The sequence below is a fragment of the Microbispora sp. NPDC046973 genome (assembly GCF_040644495.1).
GTDB lineage: Bacteria > Actinomycetota > Actinomycetes > Streptosporangiales > Streptosporangiaceae > Microbispora.
Genome location: NZ_JBEYWQ010000007.1, coordinates 160,624 through 181,828, shown reverse-complemented (window position 1 = coordinate 181,828; position 21,205 = coordinate 160,624). Strand labels below are relative to the sequence as shown.

16 protein-coding genes are annotated in these 21,205 nt (G+C 70.6%); 3 read left to right on the top strand and 13 right to left on the bottom strand.

Translation table 11 applies throughout. The annotated features are described in order from the left end of the window. Positions 1 to 61: 61 nt before the first annotated feature. From ABZ860_RS16355 to ABZ860_RS16305, 11 genes are all read right to left on the bottom strand, one after another. Complete coding sequence (locus ABZ860_RS16355; protein ID WP_357220566.1) at positions 62 to 463, bottom strand: (deoxy)nucleoside triphosphate pyrophosphohydrolase; 402 nt, start codon at positions 461 to 463, stop codon at positions 62 to 64. Next, positions 460 to 1,623 carry a bifunctional lytic transglycosylase/C40 family peptidase gene (locus ABZ860_RS16350; protein WP_357220564.1) on the bottom strand — a complete coding sequence of 388 codons (1,164 nt, stop codon included), beginning with the start codon at positions 1,621 to 1,623 and terminating at the stop codon, positions 460 to 462. Before ABZ860_RS16350 ends, ABZ860_RS16355 begins: the two co-directional genes overlap by 4 nt. After that, positions 1,620 to 2,270: a hypothetical protein gene (locus ABZ860_RS16345; RefSeq protein ID WP_357220562.1), complete on the bottom strand. Its 651-nt coding sequence runs from the start codon at positions 2,268 to 2,270 to the stop codon at positions 1,620 to 1,622. The genes ABZ860_RS16350 and ABZ860_RS16345 overlap by 4 nt, the downstream gene beginning before the upstream one ends. A 19-nt stretch (positions 2,271 to 2,289) precedes the next feature. Continuing rightward, complete coding sequence (locus ABZ860_RS16340) at positions 2,290 to 4,821, bottom strand: type IV secretion system protein (RefSeq protein ID WP_357220560.1); 2,532 nt, start codon at positions 4,819 to 4,821, stop codon at positions 2,290 to 2,292. Continuing rightward, the gene (locus ABZ860_RS16335) at positions 4,818 to 7,295 is read right to left on the bottom strand and encodes an ATP-binding protein (RefSeq protein WP_357220558.1); all 2,478 of its coding nucleotides are present in this window, start codon (positions 7,293 to 7,295) and stop codon (positions 4,818 to 4,820) included. Before ABZ860_RS16335 ends, ABZ860_RS16340 begins: the two co-directional genes overlap by 4 nt. Positions 7,296 to 7,325: 30 nt before the next feature. After that, a complete protein-coding gene (locus tag ABZ860_RS16330) occupies positions 7,326 to 9,842 on the bottom strand; it encodes a TcpE family conjugal transfer membrane protein (protein WP_357220556.1) in 2,517 nt (838 codons plus the stop codon). A gap of 22 nt (positions 9,843 to 9,864) precedes the next feature. After that, on the bottom strand, positions 9,865 to 10,137 hold the full coding sequence (locus tag ABZ860_RS16325; protein ID WP_357220787.1) for a hypothetical protein: 273 nt from the start codon (positions 10,135 to 10,137) through the stop codon (positions 9,865 to 9,867). Positions 10,138 to 10,202: 65 nt separating this feature from the next. After that, positions 10,203 to 11,213, bottom strand: a complete 1,011-nt coding sequence (locus ABZ860_RS16320) for a conjugal transfer protein (RefSeq protein ID WP_357220554.1) — start codon at positions 11,211 to 11,213, stop codon at positions 10,203 to 10,205. Between the two features lie 382 nt (positions 11,214 to 11,595). After that, complete coding sequence (locus ABZ860_RS16315) at positions 11,596 to 12,312, bottom strand: hypothetical protein (RefSeq protein ID WP_357220552.1); 717 nt, start codon at positions 12,310 to 12,312, stop codon at positions 11,596 to 11,598. A 310-nt stretch (positions 12,313 to 12,622) separates the two neighbouring features. Then, complete coding sequence (locus tag ABZ860_RS16310; RefSeq protein WP_357220550.1) at positions 12,623 to 13,570, bottom strand: hypothetical protein; 948 nt, start codon at positions 13,568 to 13,570, stop codon at positions 12,623 to 12,625. Next, positions 13,563 to 14,009, bottom strand: coding sequence for an RNA polymerase sigma factor (locus ABZ860_RS16305; RefSeq protein ID WP_357220785.1), 447 nt, complete (start codon positions 14,007 to 14,009; stop codon positions 13,563 to 13,565). Before ABZ860_RS16305 ends, ABZ860_RS16310 begins: the two co-directional genes overlap by 8 nt. 630 nt (positions 14,010 to 14,639) lie before the next feature. Here ABZ860_RS16305 and ABZ860_RS16300 point away from each other — a divergent pair. Further along, the gene (locus ABZ860_RS16300) at positions 14,640 to 17,009 is read left to right on the top strand and encodes an RICIN domain-containing protein (protein ID WP_357220548.1); all 2,370 of its coding nucleotides are present in this window, start codon (positions 14,640 to 14,642) and stop codon (positions 17,007 to 17,009) included. A gap of 148 nt (positions 17,010 to 17,157) precedes the next feature. Here ABZ860_RS16300 and ychF read toward each other — a convergent pair whose 3' ends face one another. Further along, complete coding sequence (gene ychF, locus ABZ860_RS16295; RefSeq protein ID WP_357220546.1) at positions 17,158 to 18,246, bottom strand: redox-regulated ATPase YchF; 1,089 nt, start codon at positions 18,244 to 18,246, stop codon at positions 17,158 to 17,160. A 109-nt stretch (positions 18,247 to 18,355) separates the two neighbouring features. Between ychF and ABZ860_RS16290 the strand changes: the two genes are divergently transcribed. Continuing rightward, on the top strand, positions 18,356 to 19,657 hold the full coding sequence (locus ABZ860_RS16290; protein WP_357220544.1) for a DNA recombination protein RmuC: 1,302 nt from the start codon (positions 18,356 to 18,358) through the stop codon (positions 19,655 to 19,657). Positions 19,658 to 19,667: 10 nt separating this feature from the next. After that, positions 19,668 to 20,168 carry a DUF6542 domain-containing protein gene (locus tag ABZ860_RS16285; protein WP_357220542.1) on the top strand — a complete coding sequence of 167 codons (501 nt, stop codon included), beginning with the start codon at positions 19,668 to 19,670 and terminating at the stop codon, positions 20,166 to 20,168. Positions 20,169 to 20,181: 13 nt separating this feature from the next. Here ABZ860_RS16285 and ABZ860_RS16280 read toward each other — a convergent pair whose 3' ends face one another. After that, a complete protein-coding gene (locus ABZ860_RS16280; protein ID WP_357220540.1) occupies positions 20,182 to 21,147 on the bottom strand; it encodes a 4-hydroxy-3-methylbut-2-enyl diphosphate reductase in 966 nt (321 codons plus the stop codon). Between the last annotated feature and the right edge of the window lie 58 nt (positions 21,148 to 21,205).

The window sequence follows — 21,205 nt, the reverse complement described above, 5'->3', positions numbered from 1 at the left end:
AGAACCGATTGTAGTTCGGTAAAAGCATGAGCAAAGCCCGATCTTGCGAACGATTCGGCGACTATGCGTTCCGGTTCGGCAACAACTTCTCGATCGCGGCGACGACCGGCAGATCCGCCGGAAGCCAGGGCACGTCGTACAACTCGTGCGGCTCCAGCCAGCGCAGCGCGAGGTGCTCAAGCGGGCGGGGCACGCCCTCGACGACGGTGGCGAGCCACACGTGCATCAGGTAGCCGTCGTCCAGGGGCCAGTCCCCGCCGACGCGGCGTCCGAGGACGACCTGGACCCCGAGCTCCTCGGCGCACTCGCGCACCAGCGCCGCGCGCTCGTCCTCCCCCGGGTCGACCTTCCCGCCGGGGAACTCCCAGCCGCCGCGCAGCGCCGGGGGCCCGGACCGCTGGGCGGCCAGGAGACGGCCGCCTTCGACGATCGCGGCCCCGACGACGAGCCGCGTGCCGGTCACGTCTGCGCCCGCTTCAGTTGCGCGATGACGGTCTCGTTCTCCAGCGGCCGGGTGAAGCCCACGATGTTGGGCCGGTCGCGGTACGAGGAGACCTTGATGGGCCCGCACAGCGTGCACCGCGCCTCGATCATCTTGCCGGGCGACACGACCATCCCGACATGCCCCGGGCTGTCCTTGGACGTGCCGGGGCCGGCGTTGAAGAAGACGAGGTCACCGGGCTGCTCCCGCCCCTCCTCGATCTTCATACCGAAGGGCCACTGGCCGAAGGTCGTGCGGGGAATGGTCAGACCCGCGTTGCGGTAGGCCATGTAGATGATCCCCGAGCAGTCGTAGGCGTCCGGGCCCGTGCCGCCCCACCGGTACGGCTTGCCCCGCTGCGCCAGAGCGTACTCGAGGATCTTGCGTACGACGTCGTCGGGGGCGCTGTCGACGTAGCCGGAGTCGCAGGCCGGGTCGGCCTCCGGCGGCACGCCGATGTCCCCGGTCGCCGCGTAGCGCTTGGCGATCTCCAGCACCTGGTCGACGTACCAGGTGGCCCGGTTGTAGACGAAGATCGCCCTTCTGAGGTCGTCGGGCGCGCCGTTGCGCTTGAGCATCTTGGCCGCGCCGAGAATCGCGTCCGCCGGGTTGTAGACGTCGCCGTAGCCGTCCCCGTCGCCGTCGGAGGCGTAGCCGTTGATGCCCGGCTCGATCTTCATCTTGGCCTGGCCGCCCCAGGTGCTGACGAGGAACTGCATCGGCCCTGCGGCCCCCGCGTAGTTGGTGCCGCTGCGCACCCCCGGCAGCGTCGAGCGGCCGTGGTTCGTCTCCCGCTTGCCGATGGCGGCCAGGACGTTCCACTGCACGCCGATCTGCTTGCCGAACTTCTTGTAGAGCTCCAGGTAGTCGGAGGGGATGTCGCCCTGGGCCGTCTGCGAGACGTCGGCGGCGGCCCCGCCGGCGGACTCCCCCGTGGCCGCCTCGGCGCAGTTCTCGGCCGCGCCGCCGCCGAAGAGGATCGACGGGCTGGGGGTCATCAGGATGATCGAGCCGAACAGCGTGGCCGGCACGATCACGATGAGGGCGACGGCGATCGTCCGCCAGTTCCGCCCCGCCGACGCGAGCCTGCGCACGACGCGCGTCGAGGCGCCGGACGAAGTGATGCGCGGCGGGGCGGTCACGGCGAGCTGTCCCCGTCCTGACCGGCGTCGGCCAGTTGCAGGTCGTACACCCGCCAGTCGGTCCCCGCCTTGATCACGGTCACGGCGAACCGCTCGGGCACGTCCTTCTGGCCGTTCTTGTCCGTCACATGGCGGGCCGAGTCGACGACGAACACCACCTGGTCGGCCGTCATGTCGCGGATCGTCGTCACCTTCGCCGACGCCTTGGACGTCACCTGGTCGGCCTCGTTCTGCTCCACCACCGCGGGGTCGGTGACGGTCCTGGTGAGCTGGCCGGCGAACTCGTCGGTCGCGAACCGCTTCAGCCGGTCGGCCCGCGCCGCCGGCTCCTCGCCGGGCGAGAAGGTGCCGTACGCCTCGGTGAAGCGGCGTGCCAGGTCGGCCGCCGCCCCGATCTCCTCCCTCGACAACGGCAGGTACGCGTACACGTCGAAGGCGCCGGGAGTCGTGGCCACCGGGCTGGGCTCGCGGACCGCGGCCGTCGCCTGCGAGGTGGCCACGACCGACTGCTCCCTCGTCTGCTCGTCACCTTCGGAGGAGGAGCTCGACGGCGGGCTCATCGTGAGGTAGACGCCGACGGCGGCGAGCACCACGACGGCCGCCGCGAAGGCGAGGCCCTTCCCCCGATCACTGTTTCGGCTTCTCATGACAGCGCGGAGGTTCCCGTCAGTCGCCGGAGTCGCGGTCGGCGGGCTTGGCCCAGAACGGGGTCGGCGCGTCACCGTCGCGGCGCGTGCCCTCTCCCCTGCTCGGCAGCCAGAGCGGGGGCGGCTCGGCCGAACGGGAACGGCTGGACGACGAGCCGCCGGACGAACCGGAGTCACGTGGCGTGGCGGGCCGGGAACGGCCGCCGTCGCCCCGCCGGGACGAGCCGCCGAAGATGCCGCCGGACGAACCACCGGACGACCTGTTCGAGGACCTGCCGGAGGATCCGCCGAACAGGCCACCCGAGCCGCCCGAGCCGCCCGACCTGCTCGACCCGCCCGACGAGCCGCGCGAACCGCCGAAGAACCCGCCCGAGCTCCCACCGGACGCCCGGGTGGACGACGGCCGGGAGGCCCAGCCGCCACCGGACCTGCCGCCGAACCAGCCGCCGCCGGAACCGCCACTCGACGCACCACTGGAACCACCGCTGGAGCCGCCGATCGGGCGGCCGCGGGACGGCGCGGGCTGCGCGGCCGACGGCCCGGTAGACGGCCCGGTAGACGGCACGGGTCCGGCGGTGGCGCCGGTGACCCGCTGCGGCGGGGCCGCCGGGCTTCCCGCCGCCGACGCCGCGGCGGAGGCGGCCTGTGCCGCCGAGGGAGAGCCCGCGCCGGCCCGTACGGCCCCGGCGGGCCGCACTCCCGACAGGTTGAGCGGCGGGGCCGTTCCCGGACGTGAGGCGGTGACCCCGGCCTTGCGGCGGCCGGCCCCCTGCGCGTCGGCGTCGAGCGGCGCGGGTTGCGCCCCCGCACGCGCTCCGGCCTGGGCGGGGACGTTGCCCGCGCCCTCCTCGCCGCGCACGCGGCCCTGCGCCACGCCCGCGGCGGCGGCCGCCGCCGCGCCCGCGCCGGTCGCCATCGCAGCCGCGCTGATGACCGGCTCGGCCTTGCGCAGCCCCCAGCGGCCCGCCCGGGCCGCCGCGACCGGCGGCAGCACGTTGGCCGCCCGCGAGAGGGTCGGCGCGGTGGCGGCCTCGCCGAGCATCCGGGTGGCGATCGTGTGCCCGTCCATCGAGGCGAACAGGTGCTGGAACGGCCGTCTGTAGAAGAAGACCGCGATCGTCAGCAGCGCCATGAACAGGATCTGCATGCCCCAGGGCAGGCTGGTCGAGATGATCAGCGCGTAGCCGTACACGAGGACGCCGAGCACCAGGGCCAGCACCGCCTGGCGCAGCAGGGTGCCCACCAGCATCTCCACCCAGCGCATGGCGATGATGCGGCCGGAGCCCGGATGCACGCCGATCAACAGGAAGATCGGCCCGAGCATCAGCAGCAGCAGGAAGCCGACCTTCAGGACGAGCAGCGACACTGCGACGAGGAAGATGAGCAGACCGGCGACCATCGCCGCGATGAACGCGCCGATCGCGATGCCCAGGCGGCTGGTCCAGTCCTTGCCCTGGAACAGGAAGTACGCCGGGGTGCTCTGCATCGGCTTGGCGACCTCCTCCTCGAACCGCTGCTGGTGGGAGTCGGAGGCCGGGGTCTGATCGGCGGCCTGCTCGGCGGCGTCGATCGCCTGGAGGTTGAGCAGCTTGGCGCCCAGGCCCTTCACGAGACCGGAGTTGGGGTCGGCCGTGCCGAACTCGCCCATCAGCCACGGCTTGCAGACCAGGACCGACCACAGCGCGTCGGCGTTCTGCGCCACGCCGGGCGTGCCCTGGTGGCCGTAGCCGCCCGCCGTGGGCGCGCTCGGCACCTCGCCGGGCGCGGTCTCCTTCATGGACAGGCAGGACGCGCCGCCCGCCCCCGGCAGCCCGGAGAAGGCCGAGTTCACGATCTCGCCGGTCTTGTCGGTCACGGTCTTGCCGAGGCTGGTGAAGTCACCCGGGCGGCTGAAGAACCAGATGGCGACCGTGACCGCGAGGACCATCCAGATGACGCCCTCGGTGGTCGTCGTCGCGCGCTTGCGGATCAGGCCGTACCACGCCAGCCAGATCGCGCCGAGGATGACGATCGGCCGCAGGTAGGGCCAGTACATCGCGTTGGCGAGGTTGGTGACGATCTCGTCGGCGACGTCCTTGATGGGCTGCAGCGGGCCCTCGGTCGCCGCCGCCTGGTAGGTGCTGATCGTCAGCCGGTCGACGGCCTTTGCCCAGGAGAAGACCGTGTTGGCCCACGCGTTGCCGAGCACGGCCGTGACGTCGGAGCATCCGAGGTCGTAGGTGTGCCAGAACTGGCCGGCCATGCCGTACCGCTCGTAGTTGGTCGCCGGATCCTTCGGCGCCTGGGGGGTGTTCTGGCTCCCGGCCGGCGCCTCGTCGGTCGCCGGCGGCTGGACCAGCCCGTCGACGCCGCCGCCCACGATCTCGGGAGCGAGATTGGGCGACAGGTCACAGGGCCCGACCGCGCTCGCCGTACCGGTGGGGAAGACCAGCGGCAGCGTCACGAACGCCGCGAACGCGACGAACAACAGCGCCAGACTCCGGCGGATCCTCCTGCCGCGTCCGGCACCCTGTCTGGTGCGACCCTTCGGACCGTTCCTGCGCACGCTCACGATCGCACCTCCTGCGCGACCCCCGACCGACCGGAGCCCCCGTCAAGAAGATCATGCACGTTCTCGTTGGGTTTGTCGTGTGTCGGATTGGTGTCAAGCCAGCGCAGCAGTTCCTCCGAGATAAGGTCCACCCCGATACGGCCGGCCCGGCCGTCCAGATCCCGGAAGACGCACTCCCCGTTGCCCAGGGAGCGCAGCACCGCCTTGTGCTCCTCCGACGGGTCCACGCCGAGGAGCTCCATCACGTGCTCGACCTCCACGCGTTCCGTCGAACGGAACGCGAAGACCGACGACAGACAGTTGGTCACCTGCTCGTTGAGCAGGTCACCGGCGTTCTGCGAGACCAGGACGAGCGCCGTGTTGCGCGAGCGGCCCATCCGGGAGACCTCCGGCACGAGCTTGGCGCCCTCGGGGGTGGACGTGATCGCCCACGCCTCGTCGAGGAAGATCGCCTTGGGCGTGCGCCGGTCGAGCCCGTTCATCAGGCGGCGGGCGAACTGCGACACCAGATAGAGCAGCGCGACCGACAGCCGCTGCTCGTAGGAGTAGTCGTCCCTCACCGTCATCACGTCGGGCAGCGTGAGCCCGCCGAGCGTGAACACGGTCGTCCAGCCCTCGGTGTCGATCTGCTCGCCGCCCGAGGCGTCGAAGCACAGCCGGGCCAGGTGCATCTCCGACATCGACCGCAGCACGGCGCCGAGGTTCTTGGACGCCGGGTCGGTGGACTGCTCCAGATGGTCCACCACCTTGCCCAGTGAGGGGTCGGGCTCGTTGGAGACCGCGGCGACCGCCTGGATCATGGCGGACTCGCGCTCCTCCGACATCCTCGGCAGCAGCAGCCGCAGGGTCTCGGTCGCCATCGTCTTCTTCGTCGCGATGTCGTCGCCGAACGAGAACGGGTCGAGCAGGCCCGGCGCGGCCGACCCCAGCGGGATGACCCGTGCCTTGCGCCCCCGGTTGCGCAGCAGCCGTACGAGCGACTCGGCGTCGCCCTTGGGGTCGATGACCGCGATCGTGACGCCGCGCAGCGCCATCTGGTAGATCAGCAGCAGCGCGAGCGTGGTCTTGCCGCCGCCCGGCTCACCGGTGATCGCGATGGCGGTCGGGCGGTTGCGCGCCGCCGCGACGAGCGGGTCGAAGTGCACGATGCTGCGCGCCCGTCCCAGCGTCTCCCCGACGTACGGCCCGATCCATCCGGCGTTCGACTCGTCCACCCGGTCGCCGAGCTCGACGGTCGCGGTGGCCATGCCGCCCGCGATCGTACGCAGCGGCTGCCGCTGGGCGTACGCGTTGACCCGCAGCCGCTCGCCGGGAAGAGCCTCGCAGAACAGCGAGAACTGGTCGCCGGTGGAGTTGACGACGTCGATGCCGAGGTCGCGGTAGTGCTCCACGACGGCCTCGACCCGCTGGACGCACATCTCCTCGGTCGGCGCGCTGACGCTCAGCCGGTGCCAGCCGTACACGAACGGCAGCCGTTCCTTGGTGATGCCGTGCTCCAGCATGCGCGCGGCGTCGATCTGCTCGGCCAGCGCGAGCGGCGCCTCGGCGCCCGCCTCACGGATGTGGATGTCCATGTCGCGGGCGTGGGCCAGCTTGCGCGCCACGTCCTTGCTCGCCCTGACCGGGGGGATCAGCCGCATCCGGCTGGAGACCTCCACCGGGAACGGCAGCTGGTCGGCGAAGTGCAGCCACGGCTCGCCGTCGGGGAACGGCATGAGGTCGGGGAACCGGGCGAACGACAGGTGCGCCGTGTAGGAGTCTCCGGCCGGCTGCTCGATCCGCAGCAGCGACCTGCCGTTGTGGATCTGTCCCTCGACCAGCGCCTCGATCTCGCCCTTGCCCCACCTGCGGCGCGGCGTGGCCGAGGCCAGCGGCTCGCCGAGACCGCCCGCCGCCGCGTGCTGGAACAGCCAGGCGATCTCCGTGGAGGTGGCGTGGCGGGCGTACAACGCGCTGGAGGCCAGGGCCCGGCCGAGCCGCTCGGCGGCCTCGGTCCAGCGGGCGATCTCCTTGTCCGGCACGTGGTCGTCCTCGATGCCGAGCGCCTTCTCGCTGCGCTGGTAGAAGCCGAAGAGCTGGGCCAGCACGCCGGTGCCGAGCTGCGCGCCGCGCGGCCCGAGCCGTACGCCGAGGTAGACCTCCTTGCTCCAGAAGTCCTTGGCCCAGACGTGGCGGTACATCTCCTCCAGGTACTCCCGCCAGCCCGGACCCTCGTCGGAGGTCGAGTTGAGCGCCATCGCCCACTCCGCCGCCTGGTAGGCCCGGTGCGCGATCCGCAGGTGCACCTCGGCGTCGGGCATCCTGATCGCGGCCAGCGCGATCGTGATGTTGGTGGCCAGCGCCTCGCGCTCCTCGGGGGTGAGGAACTCGTAGCTCACCGTCGGCAGCCGGAAGTAGGCCCAGGCCGCCGAGTCGGTGAGGAGAACGCGATCGTCGAAGTAACGCACCGCGAGGCGACTGCGCGCCCTGCTCATCGACCTCTCACCAGCTTCCTCGCTCGCCCTTCATCTGGCCACCTCCTGCTTGGCCTGGACAGCCGCCAGGCCGCTCACGATCACACCCGCAAGCGCAACGTACGCCCTGCGGCCGCCCATTCGGAGGTGATTGACGTCGACCGGTCCCGGCCGCCCGGGGGCCAGCTCGTCCTCCCAGGGCACCCGGACGATCGCCCGGCAGCGGCCGCTGGCCACCGCCTCGGCCTGCTCCACGTCGGGGAGGCTGCGGCGGCTCACGCCGTTGATCACCATCACGGCGCGGCGCCGCAGGTCGGAGCAGCCGTGCCCGTCGAGCCACTCGTAGGTCATCGCCACCGCCTCGGAGGCGTCCTCGCTCGCGGGGGCGACCAGCACGAGCTGGTCGGCGTACGGCAGGAGCCGGGCCGCCAGCGCGGCCGCGGGGTCGATCACGGTAAGCCGGTAGTGCCGGTCGAGCGCGGCGAGCGTCCTGCGCCAGTCGGCCAGGAACGCGCGTTCCGCCAGGCGCTGCGTCACCCGGTCGTCGGTGTCCGCCCCGACGACCTCCAATCCCGATTCGCAGCGCGTCGTGTACGCCCGCATGCCGAGGTAGCCGGTCACCTCTTCCGAGCCCTCGATGAGCGAGCTCAGCGTCTCGGGCGACTCGGCGGCGATCCTCGTCGTGAGCGTGTCCTCTCCGGTGTTCGCGTCGAGCGCGAGCACGCGGTCCTCGCGGTAACGGGCCAGTGTGTGGCCCAGCATTAACGCCGTGGTCGTCTGCCCGGCGCCGCCCGTGCAGCCGAGCACCATGATCCGCCTGCTCGTGGTGAGCGGGATGCGGGTCCGGGCCTCGTCGACCTCCATGCCGTCCGTACGGCTGCCGCCCACGACGACCTGCGCCAGCCGCCGCCAGCCGCCCGAGGTGTCACGCCCGACGACGGCCTCGACGCGGCGCAGCCGCGGCGGCTCCTCGTGCGCCGGCCTGCCGGGGGAGGACGTGCCCGGGGTGGGCAGCGACGGCCGGGCGGGACCGGCAGGGCCCGCCGCGCGAGGCCCCGCGGGCACGGCCCGGATCGACACCGCCGCCGGACCCGCCGGAGGCGGCGTCACGTTTCCCTTGTCAGAGGCGCTGCCCGTGGTGCTGCCCAGGGCGCTCTCGTACGGCCTGGACCCCGGCGCGTGGGGCGGCCTGATCCAGCTGGGCGTGTCCTCCGCGGAGGCGTCGGAGGCCTCGGAGGCCTCGGCCGCCGGTCCGTGCCCGGTCGTGGCCTCCATCGGAGGAGCCGCCGCGGACGCCGCCTCCTTCGTCGCCGCCCGCTCGGCCGGCACGCCCTCGTCCGTCGCGGTGTCCTCCGGCACGCGGGGACGCACGAGCCGCGGCGGACGGCCCTTGCGATGCTGCTCGAGGACCTCGGCGTCCCGCTGTGCCGTGTCTTCCCGGCCCGCGTCGCCGGCGGGCTCCTGGGGTGCGGGCTCCGCCTCGGGCTCCTGCGGCGCGGCTGGGATGTCTGCCGTGCCTGGGGCGTCGGCGTCCTGTGCACGCTCGTCGCGAGGACGCTCCTCGTGCGCGGACTCCACCGCGGTCGGCTCGGCGAATGAGGCCACACCGGACGGCCGTACGGCGTGGGGCTCGGCCGAAGCGGCGAGCCTGCGCAGGCGGCGCAGCGTCTCGGTGCCTATGGGCGGGACGGCGGGCGCCTCCGATGCCCCGGCGGGAGCGGCAGGGGGCGTCTGCCGCACAGCGCCCTGCTCACGGCTCTCGTGGGTGTCGTGGCTCTCATGCTTCTCGTGGGCGTCGTGTCCCTCGTGCTGCGGGTCGCGTTCGCGATCCGGGCCGTCGACGTGGCCGGTCTGCGGCTCCGCCGGGCGCGCGGGCGGCGCGGGCGACACGGGCGACACGGGCGGCGTCGGCGGCTCCGTGAGATAGAAGACGCGCTCACCGGTGGCGCCGGCCCGGGCGGCGGCACCGCTCCGGGACAGGGTGGTGGGGGGTGTGTCGGTGACCGGCGCGGCGGCGGCGGCCGCGGCCGCCACGGCCGGGCGCACGACACGCGAGGGGTCCACCTGGTGCGCGCCCACGCGCGCGGCGGCGTTCGAGGCCGCCCGTGCGCCGGTCCCGGGGACCTTCGGGACGGGCACCTTGACCGAGACCGCGCGGCGCGCCTTGCGGGCCGCCCTGGCGTGCGCCGTCGCGGCCGGCGGCGTGGTCCGCCAGACACGCGCCGTCAAGGCGATCTCGTCCGGCTCGTCGAACGGGGCCATGCGGCACCAGGTCCGGGGCTCGCTCATGTAGCGGAGCTGCGACTGGAGCAGCTCGGTGAGGCGCTTGTTCTCGATGACCGGACGGGTGGACAGCCAGGTGAGCACGCCCGGAGGAACGAGGTAGATGACGTGCCAGGGGGCCGCGAACGGCAGTCCGATCAGGTAGAGGAAGACCCACCACGGCACGGAGACACCCACGAACACACCGATCCAGACGACCGGAAGCGGCATCGGCAGCCGTAGGTCGTACAGCTTGTACAGCCGCTTCTCAATACGCCAGATATTGGTATATGTGGGCAGATCCACCCCGAACCTCCTCTCCGCCCGATCACTTGATGCCAAGTGCGCCCGCGATCGCCTTCGCCGTCACCTCGATGATGTTGGGAACGTAGAAGATCACACCGATCGCGATCGCCAGGATGATGAACTGGACAAACCTGGTGATCTCGCGGGTGAAGAGAAAGAAGATCGCCACGACGGAGACGACCGCGAGGAAGAGCGGAGCGAAGAACTTCCGGAGGAAGTCGGCGAGACCTTCGGTGTTGATGCCCGTTGTCGGCGCCGGCGACGGCGCGGCAAGATCAAAGACGTGGTCCGCGATGGTCTTCAGTATCAACTCTCGCCCTCCCGGGGGTATGGATCAGCGATGTCTTTGCCGGGCATGCGCTACCCCACGGACCGGTTCGCACCCTGGATGTCCCTGACGAACCACTTGCCGCCCTGCTTCTCGATCGTCAACTGATAGGCCTGCTCGAGACCGGCCGGCTGCGCCGCCGGATCCTGCGACGGGCTCGCCACCGCCGTCGACTGCCCGGACGCCACCGCCCACACGACCACGGCCGTGACCTTCCTGCTGTCGGCGCCGCCCGGCGGAACCAGCACGTCCTTCAACTCGGCGAGGGTGAACTCGCCGTTGAACCCGTCGACGGTCACCCCGCTCGCGACGTAGCGCTGGAGGTCGACCTGGTTGCCCGCGGCGTACGCCTTGAAGAAGCCCTCGAGCTGGGGACGCAGTTCGGCCTCGGTGGCGGAGTCGCGGTCGGGGTCCGGGAGCTGCGGCAGGCCCGCCGGCCCCGGCGCGGGCAGCAGAGCCGGCTGAGCCGAGACCACGAACCTGCCGTTGTCGTAGTAGACCGGCACGGACAGCAGACCACGGCTGCCCCCCGACTGGTACGTCACGGTCACCCGGGCGTTGTGGTCGTCGATCACGTCGATCCCGGCGAACTGGAAGGCTCCCGCCGACATGCGTCCGTAGCCGTTCCAGCCGAACTGCTCGTCGGCGCCTTCCGGCAGGAACGACTTCAGCCGTTCCGCGCGCTGCTGGGGGTTGGCCGCGTCGTAGTTGAGGTAGACCGCCGCGAACTGGTTGGCGAAGGCCGCCGCCTGCGTCGCGGGGAACCCGGACGTGACCGTGCCGGTCGGCGTCGTGGCGGGCTGATCGTCCCCCGCCAGCCGTTCCAAGGGGGCGCGTATGCCGTTGACGAGGATGACGACGATCAGCGCCCAGAGGATGAGCCGCCCGGTCCAGACGAGCCAGCGGCCTCCACCGCCGCTCCAGCCTCTGCGGCGGGGGGCGGTGCCGTGCGCGGCGCCCGCCGCCTCGAAGCCCTCCAGAGGGTACGGGTCAGGGTCGCCAGCGATCCGCGGATCCTGCTGGACGTCTGACCTGCGAGCCATCACGCCTCCGCTCGCGCCGATCCCTCCGGCTGGCGCGGTTTCCTCTTGCTCTCGACCCGGTTAACCGCATTGAAGTATTCACCCTAGCGGTCTCGCCAATTCTTCCAGGTAAGCCACGCCCATGGTGCAAGCATCGCCGCGACCGAGCAAACCAGGTCTACATCCCGTAGAGACGCCCCACACCTATCCACTTCGCGGAAAAGCACGTTACGCCTGGCCAGCGGGGGCATCGATTACCTAACCGCCACCTATTGCTGTCTTCGCAGCTCGCAGGCATATCGAAACCGACCGAACGCCCCACCCGGTTCCCCGTCCCCGCCCCCGGACAGGGGACGGCCCCGCGCGGAGCGGGGCCGTCGTGTCGCGAACTACGCCTGCGCCCTCACTGGCACGCCTCCGAGGAGGACGACTCCGAGGAGGACGAGGAGGACGACTCGCTCGACGTCGGCGGGATGGCCGCCGGCGGGACGCTCTCCGGATTCGAGATCGCGGGCGGGAGGTTCTCCGGAGCACTGCCCAGAGCGCTGCCCGGCGCGCTCTCAGGCACGCTCTCCGGCAGCGAGGAGGTCTGCGACTGACTCGCCGACGACTGCGACTGCGCCTGCTCCGACAACCGCTGCTGCGCGCGCTGGGACATCTGCTCGATGCGCTGCTGCGCGCTCACCGCCTCCTGCATGATCTGCTGTCTGGCGCCGCTCGCCTCGTCCCTGATGCTCTGGCGGGCCTCCTCCGCCATCTGCTCCATCGACATGCCCCTGGCCGAGAACGCCTCGCTCCGCAGCGATCCACTGGGCAGGCTGGAACCGCTGTACCGGCCGGCGGACCACTGCGCCGGGAACTCCGCGACCGTGATCATCGGCATGCCTATCGGCACCGTCCCGGCCACGGGTACGGCCTCGGTCGCCAGCAGCGGCTCGCTGATGGTGGTGTACGACGTCGCCCGCACCGAGCCGCCGGGCTCGCTCGCCTGCGGCGCCCATGCCGATCCCGGGGCGCCGGTGGCCGCGGAGGCGGTGCCGCCGAGCAGCGCGACTCCGCCGGTCGTGAGCGTCGAGGCGAAAATCGCCGCGAGAGCCAGCTGTCTGGATTTCCGATGCATGGTCCCCTCCTTGGGCCCGATCGGGCCTCGCCAGGTCAGGCCACCTGGGCTTTTCCCGGTGCCCGAATTCGGCCGCCCTCCCCTTCCGCCATGCCGGATTACGGCGGCGAAGAGATTTGTCGCGAAAAGGGATGCAAACGGCGACTACGCGCCAAACGGCCTCATCTCGATGCTTCAACGAGCCTCACGAATGCGTCTAGGGCAGTTGGCTCAAGCGTTTCCGCTGGCCATGGAGGATCTGACCGGAGTGAGGGGTGTGGCGGGTGATGCCGCTCACCACCTGACCGCCGCTTTGCGCGATCCGGCCGTCTCAGGGCCGTTCGAGATCGTAGGTGACGTCCGCCAGGCGGACCGTCCGGACCAGCGGATCCTCGATGATCCTCCGCAGCTCCCCGATCGTCGCCAACGGGTCGACGTAGGCGTAGGCCAGGCCGTCGTTCGCGGCCTTGCGCAGCCGGGCCAGGCTCAGATCGAAGTCGTGCAGGTTGTCGTCGTCGTAGTCCTTGAGGATGCCGACCCAGCGGCGGAAGTTCCTGAGGTCCAGCTTGTTCGCGTCAACGGGCTCGATCGCATGCTCCTGTCCGGGCTCTCCCGGCATCGGCGCCCTGTCCCACGTCGTCGCTCCTCCCCAGGTGATGGGCACCGATCCGGGACGCCGCTCGAGAACCACCTTCTCGGCATACGACTTGTATTCGGCGGTGAAGGCGACCAGCTCATCGGTGGTGAGCGGCCTGGCGAACTCGACCACCGCCAGCGCGCTGAGCCCCTCCGGGATCCTGGCCAGCACCTTGCGGCTGTCCTCTTTGCGCTGGAGGGTCGTTCCCACGTTCATCAACGCCCTGCTCAGCGTGGTGCCGGCGCCGACGCCGAGCGGCAGCCTGCCCACGTGCCCGAAGAAGTCCTGCGTGACGACATGCTCGACACCGCCGTACCCCTCGACGAAACCCCCGATGGCGCGCATGGGCCTGGCGGCCACGGTGAACGACATCGAGAGCGGTGTGGTGGCACCCCGGTTTCGGACTTCGATGTCGTAGGCGGGGTTGTAGATCTTGAAGGCGGTGCCCAGCACGTCGGTCATTCGCTGTTCCCGATCGCCGCGCCGCTGGATCAGGCCGGAGCCCACCGTCGCCGCCAGGACGAGGACGAGCAGTGCCGCCAGCACCGTGATCGCGGTGCGGGCGACCCCCCGCCGGACGGCCCGGCGGGTCGCCCTGGGATCGAAGTCGGGCATGGGCAGCAGCAGATCGTCGTCAGTCATGAGGACCTCCGTAGAGATCGGCGAAGGCCGCTCTGGCCCGCCACACGGCCGTCTTGACAGTGGTGTGCTTCTTGCCGGTCATCGCGGCCACCTCGACCAGTGAGAAGCCCTCGAAGTAGACCAAGGTGAGCAGCCTGCGGTGCTCCTCGGGCAGCCGGTCCAGGACGTCGCGCACGGCCAGCGACTCGACGTGCAGCGGGGGCACGCCGAGCTCGTCGGGATGGGGCAGGTCCAGCTCTCTGTGGTGGCGCCGGACGTGGTCGACCAGAACGTTGCGGGCGATGACGAGCAGCCACGCGGCCGGGTTCCCGCCCCGCCAGCCGAGCAGCGCCCTGGTCGCCTTGACGAACGTCTCCTGGGCCAGGTCCTCGGCGAGGTGGGGATCGCGGGTGCGGCGTAACAGGAACCCGCACACGAGCGCCCAGTGCTCGCGGTACAGCTCCTCGATGATGATGCCCCCCGCGTCTTCGTCTCCGTCACAACAGACCAGACGCGATCGGGTCAGGAATGGTCACACCGCTTCTTCGGAGGCGGTGATCTGCAAGCTACGGCGTGATCACCGCCGAGCGGGACGCCTGCCGGCGCTCGGCCAGGTGACCCCGCGCCGCCACGACGGCGATGGAGACGACCAGCCCGCGATCATGCGGTGGAACGGGAGGTCCTGGGCGCCCTCGAAGCCCTCCGCCGGTCATAAGCGGAAACCTCACTGGCTCGTGTTCCAACAATCTCTGCCATAACCAAGCGCAACCGAACGTACCCGCACGCTGAAACATTCATAGCAGGCGACGGCTGACACGCACGTTTCTGCTGCACTCCAGTTCAGCCACGTTGACTCGCCATCTTTCCAACCTGACCACGTCTTGACATGTCCCAGGGGCTCTGACATTTTCAACCGGCTTCCAACAGAAAGCGTGACGGGAGGTATCGAGCCGAGCGTGCTGGGGTCAACCGCTCTGAACCCAGCAGGGCCCAGGAACCGCCCGTCACTCATCCCCCACACGGACACCCCCGGAGGTCCGGCATGCGCAAACGTCGACCAGTCGGCGACAGGAAATGGGTCCGCATCATAATGGCGACGGTCGCAGCGGCCGTGACCGGCGCCGGCGCCGTGGTGATGACCGCGCCGGCGGCCCAGGCGGCCACGACGACCATCACGGTGAACGGCGGCTCGACGGGACGCACGTTCGACGGGGTGGGGGCGATCAGCGGCGGCGGCGGCAACTCCCGGCTGCTCATCGACTACCCGGAGACGCAGCGCTCCCAGATCCTGGACTACCTGTTCAAGCCCGGGTACGGCGCGGCGGTGCAGTTGCTGAAGCTGGAGATCGGCGGTGACGCCAACTCCACCGACGGCTCCGAGCCCAGCATCGAGCACGCCCGCGGTGACATCAACTGCAACGTCGGCTACGAGTTCTGGCTGGGCGAGCAGGCGGTGGCGCGCAACCCGAACATCAAGCTGATCGCGCTGCCCTGGACCGCGCCGGGCTGGATCGGCGGCGGGAATTTCTGGTCGCAGGACATGATCAACTATGACATCTCCTGGCTCAACTGCGCCAAGCAGCACGGCCTGACGATCAGCTACATCGGCGGCTGGAACGAGCGCGGGCACAACAAGACCTGGTACGAGAACCTCCGGTCGGCCCTCAACTCCAACGGCTACGGCAACGTGCAGATCGTCAGTGACGACAGCTTCGGCCTGTCCACCGCGGACGACATGCAGAGCGACCCCGCGTTCAAGGCCGCGGTCGGCGTGGTCGGGTCGCACTACCTGTGCGGCTACCTGGGCGACGCCACCTCCTGTCCGTCCAGCGCGAACGCCGTGGCCACCGGCAAGCCGATCTGGAACAGCGAGTTCGGATCGCAGGACTACATCAGCGGCTCGGCCCCCTACATCCGCAGCATCACCCGCGGATACCTCGACGGCCAGATGACGGGCTTCGTCAACTGGCCGCTGGTGGCCGCGCTCTACCCGAACCTGCCCTTCAACACCACCGCCCTGGCGGTCGCCAACTCCCCGTGGTCGGGCGCCTACCAGCTGGGCCGCAGCCTGTGGGCGAACGCCCAGGTCGCCCAGTTCACCCAGCCGGGCTGGCGCTTCCTCACCGGCTCCGCGAGCGGGTACCTCGGCGGGAACCGGAGCAACGGCAGCTATATCTCCCTGAAGTCCACGAACAACACCGACTACTCGACCATCTACGAGACCACCACGTCGTCGAGCACGCAGACCGTGAACGTCAGCGTGACGGGCGGGCTGAACACCGGGACCGTGCACGTGTGGTCCACCGACCTCGGCTCGAACAACCCCGCCGACTGGTTCGTCAGGCAGCCGGACATCACCCCCAGCAACGGCTCCTACTCGCTCACCATGCAGCCGAACCGGATCTACTCGGTGACCACGACCACCGGCCAGGGCAAGGGCACAGCGGCCGGCCCGGCGAGCGCGCCGCTGGCTCTGCCGTACTCCGACGACTTCGAGTCCTACGCCTCCCGCACCGAGGCCAAGTACTTCTCCGACATGCAGGGCTCCTTCGAGGTCCGGCCCTGCGCCGCCGGCCGGTCCGGTCAGTGCCTGCAGCAGGTGACCCCCCAGCGTCCGATCGAATGGCAGGACGACAGCGACGCCTTCGGCCTGGTCGGCGACCCGTCCTGGAGCAACTACAAGGTCAGCGTGGACGTCGACTTCCAGCAGGCCGGCACGATCACGCTGCTCGGGCGGGCGAACACGCAGCAGCGCCCGCAGAGCCACCAGGCGGCCTACCAGTTGCGGCTGAACAGCTCCGGAGCCTGGTCCATCGCCAAGAGCACCACGTCCGGCACGGTGAGCACCCTCACCTCGGGCTCCCGGGGCTCGCTCGGGACCAACAGCTGGCACACGGTCTCGCTCAGCTTCACGGGCAACCAGATCAGCGCGACCCTCGACGACACCGCGCTCGGCTCGGTGACGGACAACTCCTACTACTCCGGACAGGTCGGGCTCGGAGTGGTCGGCTACCAGACCGACATGTTCGACAACCTCTCCGTCACCGCGACCAGCGGCGGAAACGGCAGCACCAGCGTCGGCCCCATCAGGGGCCAGGCCTCCGGCCGCTGCGTCGACGTCCCCAACTCGTCCCAGACCAACGGCACCCAGGTGGCGCTCTGGGACTGCAACAGCGGCGCCAACCAGACCTGGACCCTCACGTCGTCCAAGCAGCTGACGGTCTACGGCACCAAGTGCCTGGACGCCTACGGACAGGGCACAGCAGACGGGACCCGGGTCGACATCTACGACTGCAACGGCGGCGCCAACCAGCAGTGGACGGTCAACTCCGACGGCACGATCGTCGGAGTCGGCTCGAACAAGTGCCTGGACGCCTACGGCGGCGGCACCGCCAACGGCACGCAGCTGGTGATCTGGACGTGCAACGGCGGCGCGAACCAGAAGTGGTCGCGCAGCTGAGCCGGCGGTGACACCGGTTGGCCGCGTCCGCGCCGCAGCCCGCGGCGCGGACCCGGCCGGCCCACCGCCATGGCCGGCTTCGCCGGGCGGCCCAGGTAGGCGGCCTCGGCGTCGGCCGGGCCGCAGACGGTCTCCATGGACCGCCGGTTCAGACGTTGAAGCGGAACTCCACGACGTCGCCGTCGCGCATCACGTAGTCCTTGCCCTCGATGCGGGCCTTGCCCGCCGCCCTGGCGGCGGTCATCGAACCCGCCTCCACCAGATCGTCGAACGAGATGACCTCGGCCTTGATGAAACCGCGCTGGAAGTCGGTGTGGATGACCCCGGCGGCCTCGGGAGCGGTCGCGCCCTTGCGGATCGTCCAGGCCCTGGCCTCCTTGGGCCCGGCCGTCAGGTAGGTCTGCAGGCCAAGCGTCTCGAAGCCGACCCGGGCGAGCTGGGCGAGGCCCGATTCCTCCTGGCCGACGGACTGCAGCAGCTCCAGCGCCTCGTCGTCGGGGAGCTCCACCAGCTCGGACTCGATCTTGGCGTCGAGGAACACGGCCTCCGCGGGTGCCACGAGCTCCGAGAGCTTGGCCCGCAGGTCGGCGTCGGTCAGCTCGTCGGCGTCGAGATTGAACACGTACAGGAACGGCTTGGCCGTGAGGAGGTGGAGCTCACGCAGGTCGGCGAGGTCGATCCCGGCCGCCTTGCCCCCGGCGTACAGGGTGGTGCCGGTGTCGAGCAGCTTCGCCGCGGCTTCGGCGGCCTCCATGAGGACCTTGCGGTCCTTGTTGTTGCGCGCCTCCTTCTGCAGGCGGGGCAGCGCCTTCTCGATCGTCTGCAGGTCGGCGAGGATCAGCTCGGTGTTGATCGTCTCGATGTCGCGCTCCGGTGCCACCTCGCCGTCCACGTGGGTGACGTCGGGGTCGGAGAAGACCCGGATGACCTGGCAGATCGCGTCGGTCTCGCGGATGTTGGCGAGGAACTGGTTGCCCCTGCCCTGGCCCTCCGACGCGCCCTTCACCAGGCCCGCGATGTCGACGAACTCGACCTTGGCCGGGAGGATGCGCGCGGAGCCGAAGATCTCCGCCAGCTTGTCCAGACGGGAGTCCGGCACGCCGACGATGCCCACGTTCGGCTCGATCGTGGCGAACGGGTAGTTGGCCGCGAGGGCGTTCCCGCTCTTGGTCAGGGCGTTGAAAAGCGTGGACTTGCCGACGTTGGGCAGGCCGACGATGCCGATGCTCAGGCTCACGTACCACGAGTTTAGGGGCCTCGGAGGGTGCGCCGGACATCGACGGGCTCGGCCCACTCCCAGGCGCGCCTCCCTGTTTGGCACGCCAATGCCTGAAATCATCCAGACCGTGGATGTCGTGGCTCTCGTACTGGGACTGGCCGTGGGACTGGTGATCGGCCTCGCGCTGGCCGGGATGCGGACCGCGGGCCGTACCGCCCAGGCGGCCGCCAGGGTGGCCGAGGCCGAGGCGAGGACGCGGGCGGCCGAGGACAAGGTGGCCTACATGGAGAACCAGCTCACCGAGCGGTTCCAGGCCATCTCCGCGCACGCTCTCGACGTGGCCAACCTGCGTTTCCTCGAACTCGCCGAGAACCGGCTGAACACCACCAGGGCCGAGGCGGCCGGGGACCTCGACCAGCGCAGGCAGGCGGTCGAGAACCTGGTCGCGCCGCTGCGGGAGACCCTCGCCAAGGTGGAGAGTCAGCTCAGGGAGAGCGAGTCGGGCGCCCGCGCCGCCCGCGCCGAGCTGAGCAAGCAGATGGAGTTCGTACGGGAGAGCTCCGACCGGCTCAAGGCCCAGACGGACGCGCTGGTGCGGGCGCTCCAGCGGCCGGAGGCCCGGGGACGCTGGGGAGAGCTGCAACTGCGGCGGGTGGCGGAGATCGCCGGGATGGCCCGCTTCTGCGACTTCGACGAGCAGGTGAGCGCCGTCACCCGCGACGGCGTGGTCCGGCCCGACATGGTCGTGCGGCTCAGCGGCGGCAAGAACGTCATCGTGGACGCGAAGGTCTCGCTGGCGGCCTACCTGGAGGCGGCCGAGACGGCCGATCCCGAGTTCGCCTCGGCCCGGCTGGACGCCCACGCGCGGCACGTGCGCGAGCACGTGGACCGGTTAGCGGCCAAGTCCTACTGGCAGGCGTTCAATCCGTCGCCCGAGTTCGTCGTCCTGTTCATCCCCGGCGAGGCGTTCCTCGCGCCCGCGCTGGAGCGCGACCCCGGGCTGCTGGAGTACGCGATGCGCAGGCGCGTGCACATCGCCACTCCCACGACGCTCGTCACGATGCTCCGCACCGCGCAGTACGCCTGGCAGCAGACCGCGGTCAGCGAGAACGCCAAGGCCGTCTTCGATCTGGGCAAGGAACTGTACGAGCGGCTCGGCGGCCTCGGACGGCACGTGGACGGCCTGGGCAAGGCCCTCACGAGAGCGGTCACCGCCTATAACCAGACGGTCGGCTCGCTGGAGAGCAGGGTCCTGGTCAGCGCGCGGAGGATGAACGACCTCGGTCTGGTGGACTACTCGCTCGACGCCCCGTCGACGGTCGAGGAGGTCCCCCGGCCGGTCGCCATCCCCGAACTCGAAGGTGAAGAGCGGGTAAGCCCCCCTCCCCCGCATCGTCAGAACGGTAAATTGACGCGAGACTTGTCGTAAGGGGGGCCCGATGACAGGCACCGGTCGAGCGGGGCTGCGGCTGACCGCTCGGGGGGCGATCGTCATGCTCTTCGTGATCACTCTGGTGGGCATGCCGTTCCTGCCCGGGCCCGCGTTCGTGGCCGGTTGCCTCGCGGCGGCCCTGCTGGTGCGTCCCCGGGACCTGCTGCCGCTGGTGGTGACGCCTCCGCTGGTCTTCTTCGTCGCGGCGCTGCTGGTGGAGCTCGTACGGGCGCTCAGTTCGGGTTCGATGCTGCAGACGTTCGGGCTCGGGATGTTCACGGCGCTGTCGTCCGGCGCGCCGTGGCTGTTCCTCGGCTCCGCGCTGGCGCTGGGCATCGCGTGGGTGCGCGGCCTGCCCGCCAACCTGAGGGAGTTGCGCGGCGCGCCCGAGCCCGCACCGGCGCCGGCCTCCCGCGCCCGATCGCGCCGTGGCCGCGTCCGCACGTTCGACCCGGAGCCGGAGGGGTACTTCGAGCCCCGCGTGTACGGCAGGGCCGCCGACGAGTGAACGCGGATCCCGGCTAGACCGCCCGGAGGTCCTTGCGGAGCTCGTGGGGCAGGGCGAACCGCATGCTCTCCTGCACCGACTCGACCTCCTCGACCTCGGTGAAGCCGTGGCCGGCCAGCTTGGCGAGCACTCCCTGCACGAGTTCGTCCGGGACGGAGGCGCCACTGGTCAGGCCGACCGTGCGCACACCCTCCAGCCACTCGTCGCGCACGAACGAGGCGTCGTCGACGAGGTAGGACGCGGCGGCGCCGTAGTCCTTGGCGACCTCGACCAGCCGCTTGGAGTTGGAGGAGTTGGCCGAGCCGACGACGATGACCAGGTCCGACTCGGCGGCGATCCGCTTGACGGCGGTCTGCCTGTTGGAGGTGGCGTAGCAGATGTCGTCGCTCGGCGGGTCGATGAGGTTGGGGAACCGCGTCCGCAGCCGCGCGACCGTCTCGGTGGTCTCGTCCACCGACAGGGTCGTCTGGGAGAGCCAGACCACCTTCTCCGGGTCCCGTACGGACACGCCCTCGACGCCGTCGAGCCCGTCCACGAGCTGGATGTGCTCGGGCGCCTCGCCGGCGGTGCCCTCGACCTCCTCGTGCCCCTCGTGCCCGATGAGCAGGATGTCGTAGTCCTTGGCCGCGAACCTCTTGGCCTCGTTGTGCACCTTGGTCACCAGCGGGCACGTCGCGTCGATGGTCCGGAGCCGGCGGCTCGCGGCCTCCTCGTGCACGGCGGGCGCGACACCGTGAGCGGAGAACACGACGATGGCGCCCTCGGGGACCTCCTCGGTCTCCTCCACGAAGACGGCGCCGCGCTCCTCCAGCGTCTTCACGACGTGGGTGTTGTGCACGATCTGCTTGCGTACGTAGATGGGCGCGCCGTATTGCTCCAGCGCCCGCTCGACCGCCTGCACCGCACGGTCGACGCCCGCGCAGTAGCCGCGGGGCTTGGCGACCAGGACACGGCGGGTCGCTGAGGTCTGCACGTCCATGTTCCTATGCTATGTGGAACGCGAGCCACCTCTTGACCCTGGTCTTGCAAGACTGGGT